This window comes from Salegentibacter sp. UBA1130, from assembly GCF_002311535.1.
Taxonomy (GTDB): domain Bacteria; phylum Bacteroidota; class Bacteroidia; order Flavobacteriales; family Flavobacteriaceae; genus Salegentibacter; species Salegentibacter agarivorans.
In genome coordinates, this window is record NZ_DCAP01000038.1 from 349184 (window position 1) to 367941 (window position 18758).

Annotated in this window: 17 protein-coding genes and 1 pseudogene; 11 read left to right on the forward strand and 7 right to left on the reverse strand. The window is 37.0% G+C overall.

Features of this window, described 5'->3' with window-relative positions; translation table 11 throughout:
- Positions 1-70 precede the first annotated feature (70 nt).
- The 5 genes from B4F31_RS16475 (at position 71) to B4F31_RS16495 (ending at position 4828) form a co-directional block, all read left to right on the forward strand.
- Entirely contained in the window at positions 71-1447 is a 1377-nt protein-coding gene (locus B4F31_RS16475; protein WP_093304524.1) for a tetratricopeptide repeat protein, read from the forward strand.
- Positions 1448-2218 (forward strand): DUF4292 domain-containing protein, encoded by a 771-nt coding sequence (locus B4F31_RS16480; RefSeq protein WP_075325474.1) that lies wholly within the window; start codon positions 1448-1450, stop codon positions 2216-2218.
- Positions 2218-3441, forward strand: coding sequence for a murein hydrolase activator EnvC family protein (locus B4F31_RS16485; protein ID WP_286761772.1), 1224 nt, complete (start codon positions 2218-2220; stop codon positions 3439-3441). The genes B4F31_RS16480 and B4F31_RS16485 overlap by 1 nt, the downstream gene beginning before the upstream one ends.
- 63 nt (positions 3442-3504) lie before the next feature.
- Positions 3505-4206, forward strand: coding sequence for a hypothetical protein (locus tag B4F31_RS16490; RefSeq protein ID WP_075325476.1), 702 nt, complete (start codon positions 3505-3507; stop codon positions 4204-4206).
- Positions 4190-4828 carry an autotransporter domain-containing protein gene (locus B4F31_RS16495; protein ID WP_286761773.1) on the forward strand — a complete coding sequence of 213 codons (639 nt, stop codon included), beginning with the start codon at positions 4190-4192 and terminating at the stop codon, positions 4826-4828. The genes B4F31_RS16490 and B4F31_RS16495 overlap by 17 nt, the downstream gene beginning before the upstream one ends.
- Here B4F31_RS16495 and B4F31_RS16500 read toward each other — a convergent pair.
- On the reverse strand, positions 4825-5337 hold the full coding sequence (locus B4F31_RS16500; RefSeq protein WP_075325478.1) for an acyl-CoA thioesterase: 513 nt from the start codon (positions 5335-5337) through the stop codon (positions 4825-4827). The two genes, B4F31_RS16495 and B4F31_RS16500, sit on opposite strands and share 4 nt — an antisense overlap.
- A gap of 57 nt (positions 5338-5394) precedes the next feature.
- Complete coding sequence (locus tag B4F31_RS16505; RefSeq protein ID WP_075325479.1) at positions 5395-6324, reverse strand: SPOR domain-containing protein; 930 nt, start codon at positions 6322-6324, stop codon at positions 5395-5397.
- A 98-nt stretch (positions 6325-6422) separates the two neighbouring features.
- Here B4F31_RS16505 and dprA point away from each other — a divergent pair.
- A pseudogene (dprA, locus tag B4F31_RS16510) lies at positions 6423-7524 on the forward strand (DNA-processing protein DprA).
- Here the strand turns inward: dprA and trpS are convergent.
- Entirely contained in the window at positions 7521-8489 is a 969-nt protein-coding gene (gene trpS, locus B4F31_RS16515) for a tryptophan--tRNA ligase (protein WP_286761774.1), read from the reverse strand. The pseudogene dprA and the gene trpS overlap by 4 nt on opposite strands.
- A 152-nt stretch (positions 8490-8641) precedes the next feature.
- Between trpS and B4F31_RS16520 the strand changes: the two genes are divergently transcribed.
- Positions 8642-9322 carry a lysophospholipid acyltransferase family protein gene (locus B4F31_RS16520; protein WP_317040659.1) on the forward strand — a complete coding sequence of 227 codons (681 nt, stop codon included), beginning with the start codon at positions 8642-8644 and terminating at the stop codon, positions 9320-9322.
- Between the two features lie 33 nt (positions 9323-9355).
- Here the strand turns inward: B4F31_RS16520 and B4F31_RS16525 are convergent, their stop codons facing one another.
- The 4 genes from B4F31_RS16525 to recA form a co-directional block, all read right to left on the reverse strand.
- Positions 9356-10816, reverse strand: a complete 1461-nt coding sequence (locus B4F31_RS16525) for a hypothetical protein (protein WP_286761775.1) — start codon at positions 10814-10816, stop codon at positions 9356-9358.
- A complete protein-coding gene (locus B4F31_RS16530) occupies positions 10813-11355 on the reverse strand; it encodes an RNA polymerase sigma factor (protein WP_075325483.1) in 543 nt (180 codons plus the stop codon). Before B4F31_RS16530 ends, B4F31_RS16525 begins: the two co-directional genes overlap by 4 nt.
- Positions 11356-11367: 12 nt before the next feature.
- The gene (locus B4F31_RS16535) at positions 11368-11847 is read right to left on the reverse strand and encodes a hypothetical protein (protein ID WP_075325484.1); all 480 of its coding nucleotides are present in this window, start codon (positions 11845-11847) and stop codon (positions 11368-11370) included.
- Between the two features lie 160 nt (positions 11848-12007).
- Complete coding sequence (gene recA, locus B4F31_RS16540; protein WP_286761776.1) at positions 12008-13024, reverse strand: recombinase RecA; 1017 nt, start codon at positions 13022-13024, stop codon at positions 12008-12010.
- 433 nt (positions 13025-13457) lie between these two features.
- Here recA and B4F31_RS16545 point away from each other — a divergent pair, with 433 nt between their 5' ends.
- The 4 genes from B4F31_RS16545 (at position 13458) to B4F31_RS16560 (ending at position 18665) form a co-directional block, all read left to right on the forward strand.
- On the forward strand, positions 13458-14489 hold the full coding sequence (locus B4F31_RS16545) for a rhodanese-related sulfurtransferase (protein WP_075325486.1): 1032 nt from the start codon (positions 13458-13460) through the stop codon (positions 14487-14489).
- A 207-nt stretch (positions 14490-14696) separates the two neighbouring features.
- Positions 14697-15857, forward strand: a complete 1161-nt coding sequence (locus tag B4F31_RS16550) for a PSP1 domain-containing protein (RefSeq protein WP_286761777.1) — start codon at positions 14697-14699, stop codon at positions 15855-15857.
- Positions 15850-16341 (forward strand): gliding motility lipoprotein GldH, encoded by a 492-nt coding sequence (locus B4F31_RS16555; RefSeq protein WP_075325488.1) that lies wholly within the window; start codon positions 15850-15852, stop codon positions 16339-16341. The genes B4F31_RS16550 and B4F31_RS16555 overlap by 8 nt, the downstream gene beginning before the upstream one ends.
- Positions 16342-16352: 11 nt before the next feature.
- A complete protein-coding gene (locus B4F31_RS16560) occupies positions 16353-18665 on the forward strand; it encodes a penicillin-binding protein 1A (RefSeq protein WP_286761778.1) in 2313 nt (770 codons plus the stop codon).
- The last annotated feature ends 93 nt before the right edge of the window (positions 18666-18758 follow it).

The window sequence follows — 18758 nt, forward strand, 5'->3', positions numbered from 1 at the left end:
GTTTCGTCAGGCTGAACTGGTTTCAGCTTCAAACAACCTCTTTACTTCAATTTTATCCTGAAAATTATTTATGAAAAAGTACTTCTTCATTATTGCTATGCTTTCAGGAGCCTTGTTTTCCTTTCAACAAAGTTCTGCCCAGGAAAAAGAAGTGGTGCTTGAAGATCTAAATCAGGATGATCTTGGAAATGTAACCGACGAATTTCAGGAGCAATTCTTTGAAGCCTTAAAACAGAAAGGCATTGAAAATTACGAAAAAGCTATACTTGCATTAGAAGAATGCCAAAAGTTAGAACCTGGTAATCCGGTGGTGTATTTTGAAATGGCCAGAAATTATAATGAATTAGAGAATTATGATAAGGCGATTGCAAACCTTGAAAAAGCCCATCAGTTAGCCCCAGAAAGAGAAGATGTTTTAAATGAACTTTATAAAAGCTACACCCGGGCGCAGCAATATAATGCTGCTATAGAAACCCTGGTAAAACTTCAAAAGTTTGACGATGATTATAAAGAAAAGCTTGCCAATATTTATTTACTGAATCAGCAGTATGACGAGGCATTGCAAACTATAGATGAACTAGACCAACAGGAAGGCCCCAGCACTTACCGGAATAAATTACGAACACAAATTTTTGCCCGCACCGGTGATACCGCGGCACAAATAGAAAATCTGGAAGAAAGTATTAGAAATAATCCTGAAAACGAACAGAATTATCTCAACCTCATTTATATCTACAGCGATTTAGGGGAAAATGAAGAAGCTTACAATACTGCACAGGAATTATTAGCTGCAAATCCTGGATCAAGCCTTGTACATTTGGCACTTTATAAATTTCACCTGGAAAGGCAAGAACCAGAAGACGCTGTAAATTCAATGAAAATTGTCTTTGAAAGTGAAGAAATAGATCCCGAATCTAAATTTAAAGTACTAAATGATTTTCTGCTTTTTGTAGATAATAATCCAGAATTTGAAGAGGAATTAATGGAGGTAAGCAAAATGCTTAGTGAACGTGAGAATGCTCCAAAACTCTATGGCCAATTGGGGCAATATTATTTAAATAGAGGTGAAATTGAAGAGGCGCTTAATTTTTTTGAAGCCGGGCTGGCAGAAAGTACCGAAGATTTTCAGTTAGTTAAGAATACTATTTTATTGCAAATAGAGTTAGAAAAGTATAAAGAGGCCCGGGATTTGAGTAAGGAAATGCTAGAGGTATTTCCCGCACAGCCTGTTTTGTTTTTATTACAGGGAATTGCTTTAAATCAACTGGAAGAATATCGGGAAGCCATAGAAATACTTACATTTGGCCTGGATTATTTAATAGATAGTCCCAAAATGCAGGTAGACTTCTATACCCAATTAAGCAGATCACATGAAGCACTGGGAGAAGAAGAAAAATCGGTTGAATTTTTGAAGAAGGCCGAAGCATTAATTAAAGAAATTGAATAGATGTATAGAAAGATTTTAGGATTGGTATTGTTAAGCCTTTTTGTTGTTTCCTGCGGAAGCCGAAAAGGAGTAAAAGGGATTGCTACTAAAAATGCCGAAGCCGCTAATATTATAGAAAGTCATTATAATTCTGAAACCGATTTTAAAACTCTTAGCGGAAAATTAAGAACGGTTTATCAAAGCGAAGAACGCACCCAATCGGTAAATCTTAGTTTTAGAATGGAAAAAGATAAGGCGATTTGGATGAGTGCTTCAGTGCTGGGATTCCCGGTGGCAAAAGCCTACATTACCCCTTCGCGAGTAAGCTATTACGAAAAAGTGAGTCAAACTTATTTTGATGGTGATTTTAGATTGCTAAGTGATTTGTTAGGGACACCTTTAGATTTTCAAAAACTTCAAAATTTGCTAATAGGGCAGGCAATTTACGATCTTAGGGAAGAAGAATTTGAATTCTCTCAAACCGCCAAAGGCTTTCAATTTATGCCTGCTGAAGAAGGATTAATAAAGAAAATGTTCCTGTTGAATCCCAAAAATTTTAAAACCGCTGCCCAGCAACTGGCGCAAACCCAGGAGAATAAAAGTGTAACGGTAACTTATTCAGATTTTCAGGAAGTAGAAGGAAAAATTTTTCCGGAAGAAATTAATATTATTGCTAATGAAGCTGGAAGCAGCACCAGGATAGAACTCACATACCGCTCTCTTGAATTTGATCGCGGAGAATTGAGTTTTCCGTTTGATATTCCGTCGGGTTATGAAGAAATTAGTCTATAATGAAGCTTAAGAAATTTTCTAACATCTTATTTTGCTTAATATTTTTACTGCTTTCTGTTGGAAATCTATCAGCTCAAACTACCCGGGAGGCGCTGGAAAAAAAACGGATAGAGCTTAGAAATGAAATTACGCGTATAAACGAATTACGAAGCAGTAATAAACAAAAAGAGCGTTCAGTTTTAAGCCAGGTAGAAGACCTGGATCAACAAATTAGAAGCACAGAGAATTTAATAAAAGTAACCAACCAGCAAGCAAACCTTCTTACTAATCAAATTAGTGCAAATACAAATAAAATTTCCCGTCTTAGGCAAGAATTAGAACAGCTTAAGGAAGATTATGCCCGTATGATTGAGAAATCTTACAAAAGTAAATCTACCCAAAGTAGAATTATGTTTTTGCTTTCTTCAGAAAATTTTTTGCAGGCCTATAAACGCCTGCAATATATGAAGCAATATACAAACTACAGAAAACAACAGGGCGATGAGATACAGGCGCGTACAGAAGAATTACAGCAACTAAACGCCGATTTAGCCGACCAAAAAGAAACTAAAGATGCCCTTATCGCAGAGAACAGGCAAACCCGTGCCCAATTGGAAAAAAATAAAAAGGCACAGCAAGATTTAATGCAGAATATTAGAAGTAAAGAAGGGGAATTTGCTGCACAAATAAGACAGAAACAGCAGGAAATAAATAGAATAGACGCGCAAATTGAGAAAATGATTCGTGAGTCTATTGCAAAATCCAACGAAGAAAGTGGTTCTGCTGAAAGAGATGTTTACGAGTTAACTCCCGAAGCAAAAGCTCTCGCAGCCGATTTTGTGAAAAACAAAGGCCGTTTGCCCTGGCCGGTAAGGTCTGGTGTTGTTACCTCCCGTTTTGGAAAACAACCGCACCCGGTTGTAAAAACCATTAGTATTAATAATAACGGGGTAAATATTGATACTGATCCCGGCGGAAAAGCCCGCGCTGTTTTTAACGGTACCGTGAGTGAAGTTCAGGTGTTGAAAGGAGCTAATAAAGCGGTTATGGTAAGGCATGGAGATTACATAACTATTTACGATAATCTTGAGAAAGTTTTTGTGAAAAGAGGAGACGTGGTAAATACCGGGCAGGAACTGGGCGCCGTGGCTACGAGCCGAACTTCAGGAAAAACTACCTTACACTTCCTGATTTACAAAAACATGCAGAAGATGGATCCGGCAGATTGGATTCTGGAAATGTAGTTTTCTTACGCAACCTTTTGATAATTCCTGCATCTTAGAAAGAGAAGCTCATTCTTCATTATTATGAAAAAAGTATTACTTCTTTTAATATTTATTGTTTTTACCGGTTGCGTCAGGCATAACGTGGGAGTGGTTGGCAGTAAGAGAATGCTGATATCGGGAAATATTTTAAATGCTGAAAATACACCGATAGAAAATATAAGTGTAATTGCATCGGGCTCAGAATACGATAGGCTATGGGCAAGGCCGGCCCAAATGCTTGGAGAAAGTTCTACAAATGCTTCCGGGGAATTTTCTTTTGTAAGCTTAGATACCGATAATAGTTTTTATGGGGTAAGTGTAAACCATCCAAATCACGACGATTTCCGGGAAGAATTTAGCACTATTCACTTTTTAGATTCTATTGGCTCGAGAGGAAATTCTTTTGAATTGACAAATATACAATTACCTAAAATTCAAGAATTTCAGGTTAAGCTGAATAATACTTCGGACAGAAACGATACTTTGTTTTTTGAATTTTCTTATTCTTCTACTGAAATATATAGAAAACTTCACGAAGATTCATTTGATAATCCCCTCTGGTTTCAGGGGGAGAGTGAATATTGGAATAGAATATTGCCTGGAGAAGATGAAATGACAATTTCAGCTAAAACTATAGAAGACAGCGATCTTCAGTTTTATTATAAATTTAGTGCTGAAGCGGTTTACGATACTATAAATGTTGAAATAACTCCCGAAAATCCTGTGTATGAGTTTAGCTATTAAGCTTTTCCTAATCACCATCTTTTTTCCGCTGTTACTTACTGCGCAAGATACCATTCCTGAACCTCATAAAAATCAATATGTAGCTACAGATCCTGAAACCGTATTTTTTGTTGGAGAATTTTTTAGAGGTTATAGTGTAAATAATTCAAGCTTGGAGAACTATTCCCAATTAGGTTTTGGTTTGGATTTTAACTGGTTTGTGTTTCCATTTTTGACAATTGGAGCTCAATATAATTTTATGGGCGGAAATCTTAAAGAGGAAAATATAAGCAATACCGGGCGTATAAATAGAATTAACTCCCATTATTTTGGCCTTCATTTGGGTTATTATCACGCTTTTAATAAAGAATGGAATTTACATAGCCTTGCCGGTTTTGGGAGGGTACAAAATGGAAGTAGAGCTCCAGATTCTCGTTTTACCGAAGATGGAAACAGTTTAATGTTGCGAAGCGAATTAGGATATCGGTTAGATAAAACCGCCGCGATTTTTATTAAAGCTACATTGCGCTGGGACAGAATGGAAATAGATACCCCGCCAGTTCTGAACGATTATTTCAATAAGCAAAGCTTATTACTGGTTGGCTTTGGAGTAAGGCTTCATTTACAGAACCCAGACGGTTAGTCTTTAAACAAAGCTTTAAGCTCTGTAGCTTCGTTTGGCTTCATTTTACCGGCTAGAACAAGGCTAAGTTGCTTTCTTCTTAAAGCGGCGGCGTAACGTTGTTTTTCGAGTTCTGTTTCAGGCTCTAAAGGCGGCACTGCAACAGGAGAACCCGTTTCATCTACGGCTACAAATGTATAGATAGCTTCATTGGCTTTAGAACGGTTTCCGCTTTCTCTATCTTCCACCCAAACATCGATAAAGATTTCCATAGACGATTTAAAAGCACGGGAAACCGCAGCTTCTACAGTAACTACACTTCCTAGCGGAATTGCTTTATTAAAAGCCACATGATTTACCGAAGCAGTAACCACAATCCTGCGACTGTGTCTTCTGGCAGCAATACTGGCTGCCCGGTCCATTCGCGCAAGGAGTTCTCCGCCAAATAAATTATTGAGCGGATTGGTTTCACTGGGTAAAACTAAATCTGTTAAAGTAGTTCTGGATTCCTTTGGGTGTTTTGCCTGCATTTTGCCAATTTTGGGCAAAAATAAGGTGCTTTGCGCAATTTACCGCTTAAAGAACTATTAAAGTTCCTGCACCAATAACCACGCACCTTCGTTAGAAGATTTTACCTTGCGTAGCATATTTATGGCATCACGTCTTTTTTCGTGACTGGCATAAACAACCTGGTGAAGGCCATATTTGTTTTCGCCAAGAAGATGCGCTTTAAAGCCTTCTTTTCTAAGTTCTGCAACCTTTGTTTTTGCGTTTTCTTCTACACGAAATGCTCCTGCTACAATATGGTAATTTCCGGTTTGTTTGGCTACGTTAAAAGTAACTGCCGGTAATGGATTATCAATTATAAAAGTTGCCTGCTGAATTTGCTCCTGGAGTTGTTCTTGCGCTTGTTGTTGCTCGGCAATATTGTGTTTAGAAACCTGGCTGCTATATATATTTAAACCCGCAAAGCCTGAAATTCCCAGGGCAATAAGACCAATAGCAGCATACTTAAGATAAGCAGGTGATTTTCTTCTTTCCGGAGTGAAATGTATTGGAGCTTTTTCTTCAAGTTCTTCAACTTGCTTTTTATAAACTTCCCGACTAATCGCAGATGCTTTTACGTTTTCCAGGCCAAAAGAATCGGTTAGGTAATTTACCTTTTCAACAGGTTCAAATTGAAGTTTTTCTTCGGCATAATAAAAACGGCCAATATTTTCCAGTTCAACCTTTCCGTCTTCCTTAAAAGATTCTTCCAGTTTACCCACAAATTCAGTAATCTTATTAACCGCAGTGGAATAAGATACATTTTGTGTGGCAGCAATATAATTTGCTAAAAGCCCATCGTTCTTTTTTAATTGCGAATTAAAGGAAACTACCTTCTTGGGTGGATGTAATACCTCACTTTTTTTGTCTATATAAGCCGGCTCTTTTTGGGAAAGGAAAGCCCCGAAACCGGGTAATATTACGCATTCGTAACGATAAAGTAAATCCTGGATGTAGTTAGCTATCTTCATTGCCGCAAAAATAAGGTGTTATTTTGAACCTCCTAAAGTTACCCAAAGAAATTTTATTAACAAACCTTTTTTTCTGTAATTTTAATGAAAATAGAATTATGTCTACTGAAGAATTACAGTATGTCTTGGCGTTACAACACATTAAAAATCTGGGAGATACCCTTTCGAAAAAATTAATCAGGCATTTTGGATCGGCAAAAAAATGTGTTAGAGCAAAAGAAACAAACTTTACTTAAAATTGACGGAATTGGAGTTTCTCGCTTAAAAGATTTTTTTGATGCTTCTCACCTAAAGGCAGCAGAGCAGGAGCTAAATTTTATTGAAAAGAACAATATTGAAACGCTTTATTTTAAGGATGAAAACTATCCTGAAAAATTAAAACATTGTATAGACGGCCCGTTATTGTTGTTCCAACGTGGAAATATCAACTTAAAGAATCAAAGAATAATTAGTGTGGTGGGAACCCGTAAGATTACACAAAGCGGGATCGCATTTTGTGAAAAATTCATCGAAGAATTGAGTCCGTTAAACCCGGTAATCGTTTCGGGTTTTGCTTATGGAGTGGATATTGCCGCCCAAAAGGCAGCCATTGCTAATAATTTACAAAAAATTGGTTGTTTGGCGCATGAGTTTGATCAGATTTACCCTAGAGTGCATCATAAATATGTAGCTTCGGTAGAAGAAAACGGCGGTTTTTTTACCGATTTTTGGAGTAGTGATAACTTCGACAGGAATAATTTCTTAAAGCGAAACAGAATAATCGCAGGTTTAAGCGAAGCAACCGTGGTTATAGAAAGTGCCGAAAAAGGTGGCTCACTGGTTACTGCAGATATTGCGAATTCTTATAACCGGGAAGTTTTCGCGGTGCCGGGAAGACCTTCAGATAAATTGAGTAAAGGCTGCAATAATTTAATAAAATCCCAAAGAGCGCAGTTATTAAATTCTGCGGCAGATTTGGTTTATCTCTTAAACTGGCAACCAGAGAAAGAGACAAAAGCCGTTCAAAAACAGCTTTTTGTAGACATGGATGATGAAGAAAATAGCGTATTTGCATTTTTACAAAAAGAAGGGAAAGCTCAGTTAGATAGCATTGCACTAAACTGTAACTTTCCCTCATATAAAACTGCGGGTATTTTAATTAATATGGAATTAAAAGGCGTGGTACGCCCCTTACCCGGTAAACTATTTGAATTAATTTAGTAACCCACTTTTGTTCGTACTCTTTTTATAACTTCATTGGCTACATTTCTCGCTTTTCCAGCACCAACTTCCAAAGGTTTATCTAATTCAGCCAGATTATTCATATAATAATCATATTTTTTTCTGGGTTCTTCAAACTGTTCTAAAAGTACTTCGTATAAAGCCTGTTTGGCGTGTCCGTAACCAAATCCGCCGGCCTCGTAGTTCTTTCGCATTTCAGCGATTTGTTCTTCAGAAGCTACTAATTTGTATAATGCAAAAACATTGCAGGTATCAGGATTTTTAGGTTCTTCTAAAGGAGTACTATCGGTAGCGATGGCCATTATTTGTTTCCGAAGCTTTTTATCGGTTACAAATAAATTTATGGTATTACCTTTAGATTTACTCATTTTAGCACCATCCGTGCCCGGAACATACATCGTATTTTCCTGGACTTTCGCTTCAGGAATTACAAAAGTTTCGCCCATTTTTGAATGAAAACGGGAAGCCACATCTCGCGTAATTTCCAAATGCTGAAGCTGGTCTTTTCCTACCGGCACAATTTCGGCATCGTAAAGTAAAATATCTGCGGCCATTAGCATTGGGTACGTGAAAAGCCCCGCGTTTACATCTTCTAATCTATCAGATTTATCTTTAAAAGAATGCGCTAAGGTTAGGCGTTGAAAAGGAAAAAAACAGCTTAAATACCAGGAAAGCTCTGCCGTTTGCGGAATATCACTTTGGCGGTAAAAAACCGTTTTTTCAATATCTATACCGCAAGCCAGCCAGGTTGCGGCCACAGAGTAAGTGTTGTTTCTTAAGGTTTCGGCATCTTTTATTTGGGTTAACGAATGCATATCTGCAATAAAAATAAAAGAATCGTTATCGGGTTTATTGGCCATTTCTATAGCCGGTAAAATTGCTCCCAATAAATTTCCCAAGTGTGGAGTTCCTGTACTTTGTACTCCTGTAAGAATTCTGGACATCTGCTTTTTCTGTTTTCTGCAAAGGTACTTTTTTTGCCGAATTCCCTCGGTTCAATTTAGTACTTTTGGTTTCTATGAACATGCTACGCACAATACTTACTATTTTATGGAGAATTTGGTTTTATATTCTTCTTGTATTACCAATTTTAGTAATGTTTCCCGTGCTTGTAATTTTCTCTTCTTCTGAAAGGCTTTATCCTAAATATTATGTTTGCGCTCGTATTTGGGCAAAATGTATCTTATACGGAATGGGTTTTTATCCTGAAATTACCAGAATGCAACAGCTTGACCCCAGGAAGAATTATATGTTGGTTGCCAACCACACTTCTATGATAGATATTATGATGATGCTGGTTATTATTAAGCAACCATTCATTTTTGTGGGAAAACGAGAGCTGGCAAAGATTCCTGTTTTTGGCTTTTTCTACCGAAAAACAAATATTACCGTAGATAGAAATTGCGCTAAAAGCAAACAGGACGTAGTTACTGAGGCTCGCAGAAGATTAGATATGGGTGAAAGCATTTGCATTTTCCCTGAAGGAGGCGTGCCAGCAGATAGATCGCTGGTTTTAGATACTTTTAAAGATGGAGCATTTAGACTGGCAATTGCGCATCATATTCCTATTGTGCCCATTACTTTTTACGATAATAAAAAGCGTTTTTCGTATAAATTTATATCGGGATCGCCGGGGAAGCTTAGAGTGAAAATCCACCAATTTATTAATACCGAAGGAATGGAGCCTGGAGATAGAAGGGAATTAAGAAATAAAACCCGGCAGGTAATATTTGAAGAGCTTTCTAAAGATTTAAAGAATGAAAATCCTTCAGAATAAAACTTCTGAAGGATTCCACTCACTACATAGGTGTTAAAAACTAAAACTTATTCCAGAATATACGCCAAAGTAAAATGGGCGTACGCCGGGAGCATCATCAAAAGTATTAAGTTGATATTTAAAAATAGGTTCTACATTCAACTTAAAACTATCGGTTAATTTGTAATCTAATCCTACACCAACATTAGTGGTAAAACTTACTTTATTAATATTGTTGGCTTCACCAATCCTGGTATTTTGATTATTGGTATTTACCTGTATGCTGTTTTCGTCTAAAAACAAGCTGCTTCCTCCCGCTATTAAGTTAAGCCCAAATTTACTGTCCAGTAAGCTGTATTCAATTTCTAACGGAACTTCAATAAAACCAAATTGCTGATTTATCTCACCGGGTAATGCCATATTATTGACAGATGTAAAGTTAGAATTGTCCCTATCACTATGGCCTGGTAAACCGCTTGGTGCCGCATTCTCTAACTGCACATTATTTCCCCCAGACTCATAATTTATAGAACTAATGGTATTTGGATTTATGGAGGCAGAAAACACGATATCTTCTACATTATAACTCATCGCAACTTTAGAAATTCCGCTTCTTATTTTAATTTTTTCTGAAATAGCATAAGCTAAATTCATCCCGTAAGCCATACTTACCTGCGAGCTGGTGTTATTGCCGGCAAATTGCGGATCTATTGCATTCCCACTGCCGATATTATCGTAAAAAACAGGAGCCGCAAAAGTGCTTAAGCGTAGTTTCTTTTTAGAAGCCTCTGCAATTAATTCTTCTTCTTTATCAAGGTTTTTTTCTTCTTCAATTTGGGCTAATTGCTCTGCAACTTCCAGGCTATCTTTAAGGGAAATTACTTCTTCTTTTTCAGTATTTTCATCACTGTTTTCGGCAATTGCTTCAGGCTGTTCGTTTTTTGAATTTGGATTGATGAAATCCTGATTTTTATAATTTTCTTCTTCGGAACCTTGATGATCTTCTCCCGCTATTGCTGAATTTTGCTCATTTAATTTCTCTGCGGTATTTCCTGAATTTTCTTCTTCAGCTGAATCATTAGAGTTTTTTGTTGCTTCTGAATTAGTATTTTCTGAAGCTAAAGCCGAATTGTTATTAGCTGATGAGGTGTTGGCACCTTCAGAAGTGGAAAAAGTAGCTTCATTAACATTTTTAAGAATTTCTGAAGCATTTACAAACTGTTCATTTTTATTGATTTCGGGTAAATTTATTTGGGGTTTTGCAGTTTCTTCTACTTCAAAAACTACTTCGGTATTGGTAAAATTATTCTGACTAAAAAAATAGCCGCCAAGCATTAATGCTAAAACAGCGGCCACACCGCCAACTTTAAACCATAACGGAATTATAAAAGGCTTTTTCTTATCTTTCTCCTGCAGTTTGCCGGCAATATTATCCCATAACTCAGGTCGTGGTTCGGGGGCAAAATCCCTGAACTTTTCCTGGTAGAGCCGGTCTATGTTCTTTCTTTCTTTCATAGTGATTGCACCTTATTGTCGTTGAGGTGGTTTTCTATTTTTTCTTTCAAAATATTCCTGGCGCGGGCCAAATTAGATTTTGAACTTCCAACACTTATGTTTAGCATTTCGGCAATTTCTTTGTGAGAAAAACCGTCTAACGCATAGAGGTTAAAAATTTGTCGGTAACGTTCAGGTAATTCCTGAATGCTTTCTAATAGAAAATCAGTAGTAATTTCATCGTCATCAATTTCTACAACCGGATCTTCCAGGAGGTTTTCATTAATGATTTCAAAATATTTTTCTTTTCGGTGCTTTTGTAGGGTGGTATTTATCACAATTCGTTTCATCCAGCCTTCAAAAGATCCTTTATCTTCATATTGATCTATTTTATTGAATATAGTAATGAAACCATCCTGCAGGTTGTCTTGGGCCTGCTGGTAGTTATTAGAATATTTAAGGCACAGGCCAAAAAGTTTACCGGAGTACATACGGTAAAGCTTTTCCTGTGCCCTAATATCCTGTTTTTTACACTGAAGTATGAGTTTTTCTAAACTCACTCACTTAGATTGTTATTCGTTAGTATTCTCTTCTGGAGTTTCCGGCTCAGGCTCTCCTACCGGTACATCAATAATTAAAAATTCCCCATCTTCATTTTCATCAACTCCGGTAAGGAACTTAAACTGGTAATTATTGTAGTTTTCGCTGCTTATTGATATTTCCCGAATTGATTTTGTCTGGCTTAACTCTCCTTCTTCATCACATTCTGTTAAGTTAGCATCATAAGAAGTTATTGCAGCAATTTCTATAACATAAGTAGAGTCATTTTCTTCATCTGCATATTCATTAAAATCAAATGTAGCAAAAGTGTGACATGCATTTGGCAATTCGTAGGTTATGTCTAACTCATAAACTTCACCAGTTTCAAAAAAATCAGGTAAATCTGCTTCGGTAATTTCTGCAAAGGCATAATTTACATTAGGACCGTCATCATCACTACTACAGCTGTAAAGACTTAGGGCTAAAATCATTAATAAGGCAATTCTTTTCATTTTAAATTATTTATTTTAGGGTTATCTATTTCATAGATGCAGAACTAATGAAAAGGTTGCGTCCAGAACCAAAAAAATCCCTCTTTTTAAGGGATTTTTAAGATTCAATTATTATTTGCTTTTAAAAATACAAAAAGCTAAGTGAGCTTAATAGCTGATATTAAGCTTCTTTGGTTACTTTTATAGCATTTTTAATTTTTTCTTCAAGCTCTTCCATTAAATCTGGATTGTCTTTCAATAAGATTTTTACCGCATCACGACCCTGACCTAATTTTGTGTCTTCGTAGCTAAACCATGAACCGCTTTTCTTCACGATCTCATAATCTACCCCAATATCTATAATTTCACCAATTTTAGAGATTCCTTCGCCATACATAATGTCGAATTCAGCCATTTTAAAAGGTGGAGCCACTTTGTTTTTTACAACTTTTACCCGGGTTTTATTACCCATTACATTGCTATTGCTGTCTTTTATTTGCGTAGAACGTCTAATATCTAATCGAACCGAAGCATAAAATTTAAGGGCATTACCACCGGTAGTGGTTTCAGGATTTCCAAACATTACACCAATCTTTTCCCTAAGCTGGTTAATAAAGATTACGGTACAATTGGTTTTACTAATAGAAGAGGTAAGTTTTCTAAGGGCCTGAGACATTAAACGGGCGTGCAATCCCATTTTAGAATCTCCCATTTCCCCTTCAATTTCACTTTTAGGAGTAAGTGCTGCAACCGAATCTATCACAATAATATCTATAGCTCCAGACCGAATTAAATTATCGGTAATCTCTAGAGCCTGCTCCCCGTTATCGGGTTGAGAAATAATTAGGTTTTCTATATCTACGCCAAGTTTTTCAGCATAAAAACGGTCAAAAGCATGTTCTGCATCAATAAAAGCCGCAATACCTCCTTTTTGTTGTGCCTCGGCAATGGCGTGTAAAGTTAAAGTGGTTTTACCCGAAGATTCCGGTCCATAAATTTCAATAACCCTTCCTCTTGGATATCCGCCTACACCCATAGCCAGGTCTAAGCCTAATGAACCCGTAGAGATCGCATCTACATCAGATATGGCCTGGTCACTCATCTTCATAACGGTACCCTTTCCATAGGTTTTATCCATTTTGTCCAGGGTAAGCTTTAAGGCCTTTAATTTTGCTTCTTTTTCTTTATCGTTGCTCATAATTTGAATAATCTATTTAGAGAGTTGCTAAATTACTATAAGTTTTCCTTCATCACAATTTTATATGGGCAGCTTTTGTATATTTACTGTCTAACCTGAGGTTTAAAGCATATTTGAATTTGTAGAAAATGTTTTAAATCTCGATTTTCGAGTGAAAATTTAAAATTAACCCTGCCTATGAGATTTTTGAAAAAAAGTCTGATTATGCCTGGTGGTTGTAGTACTTCAGCAATTATTTTGTTGAACGTAAGTTGCCGGGTTGATGGTGGCTAGAATCTAAAAATCTAATTTATGAAACAAAGTAAAAAAGATTACAAACCGAATTAGCCACACAAAAAATGCCCTGGGAAATGACTTTTCAGGGCATTTTTTCTTCCTTCAATTTTAAGTATCTTTGCAAAAAATATCTTTAACCTTAACTAATTAGTATAGCATGCAACTGTACAATAAATTAAGCGCTAAAGAGAGGGAAGCACTTATAGACGAAGCGGGAGAAGACCGTTTAACGCTCTCTTTTTATGCCTACGCCAAAATTGGCAATCCACATTTATTTAGAAATCACCTTTTTATTGCCTGGGACCAAATGGATGTGCTTGGCCGTATTTATGTAGCCCACGAAGGGATTAACGCCCAACTCTCAGTTCCTGCAACACGTTTTGAAGAATTTAAAGAGTTTATAGATAATATCTACTTTTTGGAAGGTGTTAGGCTGAATATCGCCATAGAACACGATGCAAAAGCCTTTTTAAAACTGAAAGTAAAAGTGCGTAAAAAGATAGTTGCAGACGGATTGAACGACGCGACTTTTGATGTAACCAATAAAGGAGTTCATGTTGATGCTTTAAAATTCAACGAACTTATTAGCGATCCCAACACTGTTTTGGTAGATATGCGAAATCATTATGAAAGTGAAATTGGTCATTTTCAAGGAGCAATTACTCCAGATGTAGATACTTTTAGAGATTCTTTGCCCATTATTGAAAATGATCTAAAAGAACATAAAGAAGATAAAAACCTGGTAATGTACTGCACCGGCGGAATTCGTTGTGAAAAGGCTAGCGCATATTATAAACACAAAGGTTTTAAAAATGTGTATCAGTTGGAAGGTGGTATTATTGAATATGCCCGCCAGGTTGAAAACCAAAAACTGGAAAATAAATTTATAGGAAAAAACTTCGTTTTTGATCATCGCCGCGCCGAGCAGATTTCAGAAGAAGTAATTGCGCACTGCCACCAGTGTGGAAAACCTTGCGATAAGCACGTGAACTGTGTAAATGAAGCCTGTCATTTACTTTTTATTCAGTGTGAAGAATGTGCAGAGAAAATGAATAATTGCTGTTCTAAAGATTGTATGGAAATTGCCGCTTTACCTTATGAGGAACAAAAAGCTTTGCGAAAAGGAAAAGGCAACAGTAATAAAATATTTAAAAAAGGACGTTCAGAGGTTTTAAAATATAAAAGTTAACAAAGCGTTCTAAAAAGAGAGTGCCAATTAATATTGGTATATTTACTCGATAATCGAGATTTAATTGTACTGAGATTTGTCTCTAGTGAATTAATAAATTTTCGTTTCATAACTTGTGGGATTGCCCCAAGGCTCTTGATTAGAAACTCAATATAAACCCAAAAAGTCTGCAAAGCAATTTGCAAGACTTACAACATATAAATATTTATGGCTTGTAGCAGTTGCTCAACCAAAGACGGTCAGCCAAAAGGATGTAAAAACAACGGAACCTGTGGTACAGATTCCTGTAATAAACTTTCTGTATTCGATTGGCTTTCAAATATGTCTATGCCTAATGGTGTAGAACCTTTTAATTATGTAGAAGTTCGTTTTAAAAACGGAAGGAAACATTTTTTTAAAAATACCGAAAACCTAAGCCTAAGTATGGGCGATGTAGTAGCTGTAGAAGCTTCTCCCGGCCACGATGTGGGTATGGTAAGCCTTACCGGAGAATTGGTTAGGGTACAAATGAAAAAGAAAAAAGTAAAAACCGATAGCGAAGAAGTTTTAAAGATTTACCGAAAAGCCACCCAAAAAGATATTGACGTTTGGGAGGAAGTGCGTGGTAGAGAAGAAGCGATAAAGAAAAGAGCCCGAGAAGTCGCAATTCGCCTTAATCTTAGTATGAAGATTAGCGATATTGAGTTTCAGGGAGATGCTTCAAAAGCAACTTTTTATTATACAGCAGATGATCGCGTAGATTTCCGTCAGTTAATTAAAGAGTTTGCGAGAGAATTCAATACCCGTATAGAAATGCGGCAAATTGGGTTGCGCCAGGAAGCTGCACGCCTTGGCGGAATTGGCTCTTGTGGGCGTGAACTTTGTTGTTCTACCTGGCTTACAGATTTTAGATCGGTAAGTACTTCAGCAGCGAGATATCAGCAATTATCTTTAAATCCCCAAAAATTAGCGGGACAATGCGGAAAGCTAAAATGCTGTCTTAACTATGAGCTTGATTCTTACCTGGAAGCTTTAAAAACCTTTCCACGAACCGATACCAAGCTTTTTACCAAAAAAGGGACGGCTGTTTGTCAAAAAATAGACATTTTTAAAGGAGTGTTGTGGTATGCCTATGAAGGCGAATGGATGAACTGGCATCAATTAACCGCAGAGCAGGCTAATAAAATAATTGCAGCTAATAGAAAGAAAGAAGACGTTGGCAGCCTTGAAGAGTTTGAAGTTCAGCTTCAGTTAGAAGAAAAACGAGATTTCAATAATGTGGTGGGGCAGGATAGCTTAACCCGTTTTGATAAACCTAAAGGTCAACAGAAAAAACACAAGTCAAAGAAACGGAGAAAACGTAAAGGAAAACCTTCGAATAATGCGTAAAGCTGCAGTATTTTCAATTTTTATTGGTCTTTTTACCTTAATAGTTTCCTGTGATGAAAAACGGGTTTATGATGAGTATAAGCCCATACAGGGAGGATGGGAAAGAGATTCTACTTTAGTTTTTAATTTAGGCGAGCTTGATTCTTTGCAAAATTATAACCTATTTATAAACGTTAGAAATAATAAAGATTATAATTACAGAAACCTGTTTTTAATAACCGAAATGCGATTTCCACAGGGGAAAGTGGTAACCGATACCCTTGAATATGAAATGGCGGCGCCAAATGGAAGTTGGCTTGGTACGGGTTTTGGTGATGTAAAAGAAAGTAAGCTGTGGTATAAAGAAAATGTGAGTTTTACTGAACCCGGCGAATATAAAATTGCCATTAAACAGGCAATGCGTAAAAACGACCAGGTGGAAGGAATAAAAAATTTAGAAGGAATTACCCACATAGGTTTTAGAATAGAAGAAAACCTACAATAATTTTTGAATAAATGGCCGCAACAAAAAAGAAGCAGCAAAAGTCTAAAACCAGCAAAAGATCTTATATAATTGGTTTTTGGACGATTTTTGGCATTGGTTTATTAGCTGTAGTTTTAATTTTCTTACTGGCCGGTTGGGGCGCATTTGGTAAGATGCCAGATTTTGAAGAGCTGGAAAATCCTGAAACCAATCTCGCAACCGAAATTTTCTCATCAGATGGGGAAACTTTAGGGAAATATTACAGTGAAAACCGAACTCCTATAAAGTATGACGATCTTCCCGATCATCTTATTGAAGCCCTTGTAGCTACTGAAGACGAGCGGTTTTACAAACACGCCGGGATAGACCCAAAAGGAACCCTTAGAGCTGCTTTTTACCTGGGAACCCGTGGTGGTGCCAGTACCATAACCCAACAACTTTCTAAACTTTTGTTTACCGAGCAGGTTTCAAACAATCCTTTTGCCCGGATTTTACAAAAAGTTAAAGAATGGAATATTGCTACCCAGCTGGAAAGGCAATACACAAAAGAAGAAATTATTACCATGTATTTTAATAAATACGATTTTGTGTACCAGGCAGTAGGAATTCGTTCGGCTTCAAAAATTTACTTTGGGAAAGAAGCCAAAAACCTTAATATAGAAGAATCGGCAGTTTTGGTGGCGATGTTAAAAAATGCCGCTTTGTATAACCCGGTTCGTAGACCCGAATTGGTAAAACAACGCCGTAACCAGGTTTTTGTTCAAATGAATAAAAACGGATATCTCTCTGAACAAGAAAAAGATTCACTTCAGAAGCTACCTTTAAACCTTGATTTCTCTCCCGAAGGTCACGACGAAGGGATGGCAACATATTTCCGCGTTTACCTACAAGGATTTATGAAAGATTGGATTCAAAAAAATCCAAAGCCAGATGGAAGTGAATATAGTCTCTACCGGGACGGATTAAAAATTTATACCAGCATAGATTCTAAAATGCAGCAATATGCTGAGACTGCGGTAGAAAAGCATATTTCCCACCTTCAGAAAGAATTTGACAGGCAGAATAAAAATAACAAGACTGCTCCGTTTCGGGATATAGATCAGGGACAGGTTGATGGTATTGTGAAAAGTGCAATGCGCCGGTCTGTACGATGGAAAGAAATGAAAGACCAGGGAAAATCTGAAGAAGATATTTTAGCTTCTTTTGATAAAGAAACTAAAATGCGGGTGTTCTCCTGGGATGGAATAAAAGACACTATTATGACGCCTAAGGATTCTATCTTTTATTATAAAGGATTCTTACAGGCAGGTCTTATGTCTATGACGCCTCAAACCGGCGAAGTTAGAGCCTGGGTTGGTGGTACCAACTTTAAACATTTTAAATACGATCACGTAAAACAGGGAAAACGCCAAGTTGGCTCTACCTTTAAGCCTTTTGTTTATGCTACAGCTATAGATCAGTTAAAGCTTTCTCCTTGTGATGTTATGCCTAAAAACAGGTTTACTATTGAGGCGGGGAAATATGGAAATATTAAAGATTGGACACCTTCAAATGCTAATGGAGAATATGAAGGGATGATAAGCTTAAAAAATGCGCTTGCCCAATCTGTGAATACAGTAACTGCAAGATTAATAGACAAAACAGGTCCGGGACCGGTCATAGACTTAGTAAAAAAATTAGGAGTTGATACTGAAAACTTTTCCGAAGGCCCTGCGATTGCTTTGGGAACGGAAGATATGAGCCTTTTCGAGATGGTTTCAGCATATAGCACTTTTGTAAATGAAGGGGTATATGTTAAACCGGTAATTGTAAACCGTATTGAAGATAAAAATGGAACGGTTCTTTACCAGCACGTACCAGAAACCCGTGATGTTTTAAATAAAGAAGCGGCTTACGTGACGGTAAATATTCTGGAGGGGGTAACTCAATACGGATCTGGGGTTCGCTTACGCGGAACTTACGCTAAAGATTTTGATCATTACAAACGCGGGGTAACCGGCTATCCTTACGATTTTAAAAATCCTATTGCCGGTAAAACCGGAACTACCCAAAACCAAAGTGATGGCTGGTTTATGGGAATGGTTCCTAATCTTGTAACCGGCGTTTGGGTTGGTGCCGAAGATAGAGCGGTGCATTTTCCAAATTTAACATACGGGCAGGGTGCTACTATGGCTTTACCTATTTGGGGAATGTATATGAAAGATCTTTATGCCGATGAAGCACTGGATATTTCAAAGGATGCTTTTCCCAGACCAGATAATCTCTCTATTGAAATAAATTGTGACGAGTATAATCAGGAAAGTGATTCTGAGAATAATAGTGTTCCAGATGAACTTGACTTTTAGGATTTAGCAAAAATTCAGCTTTATTTTTCAGGAAAATATAATCTACAAGCCTAAAAGCATTGTAACAGCATTTTTATTTTCGTATTTTTCGGT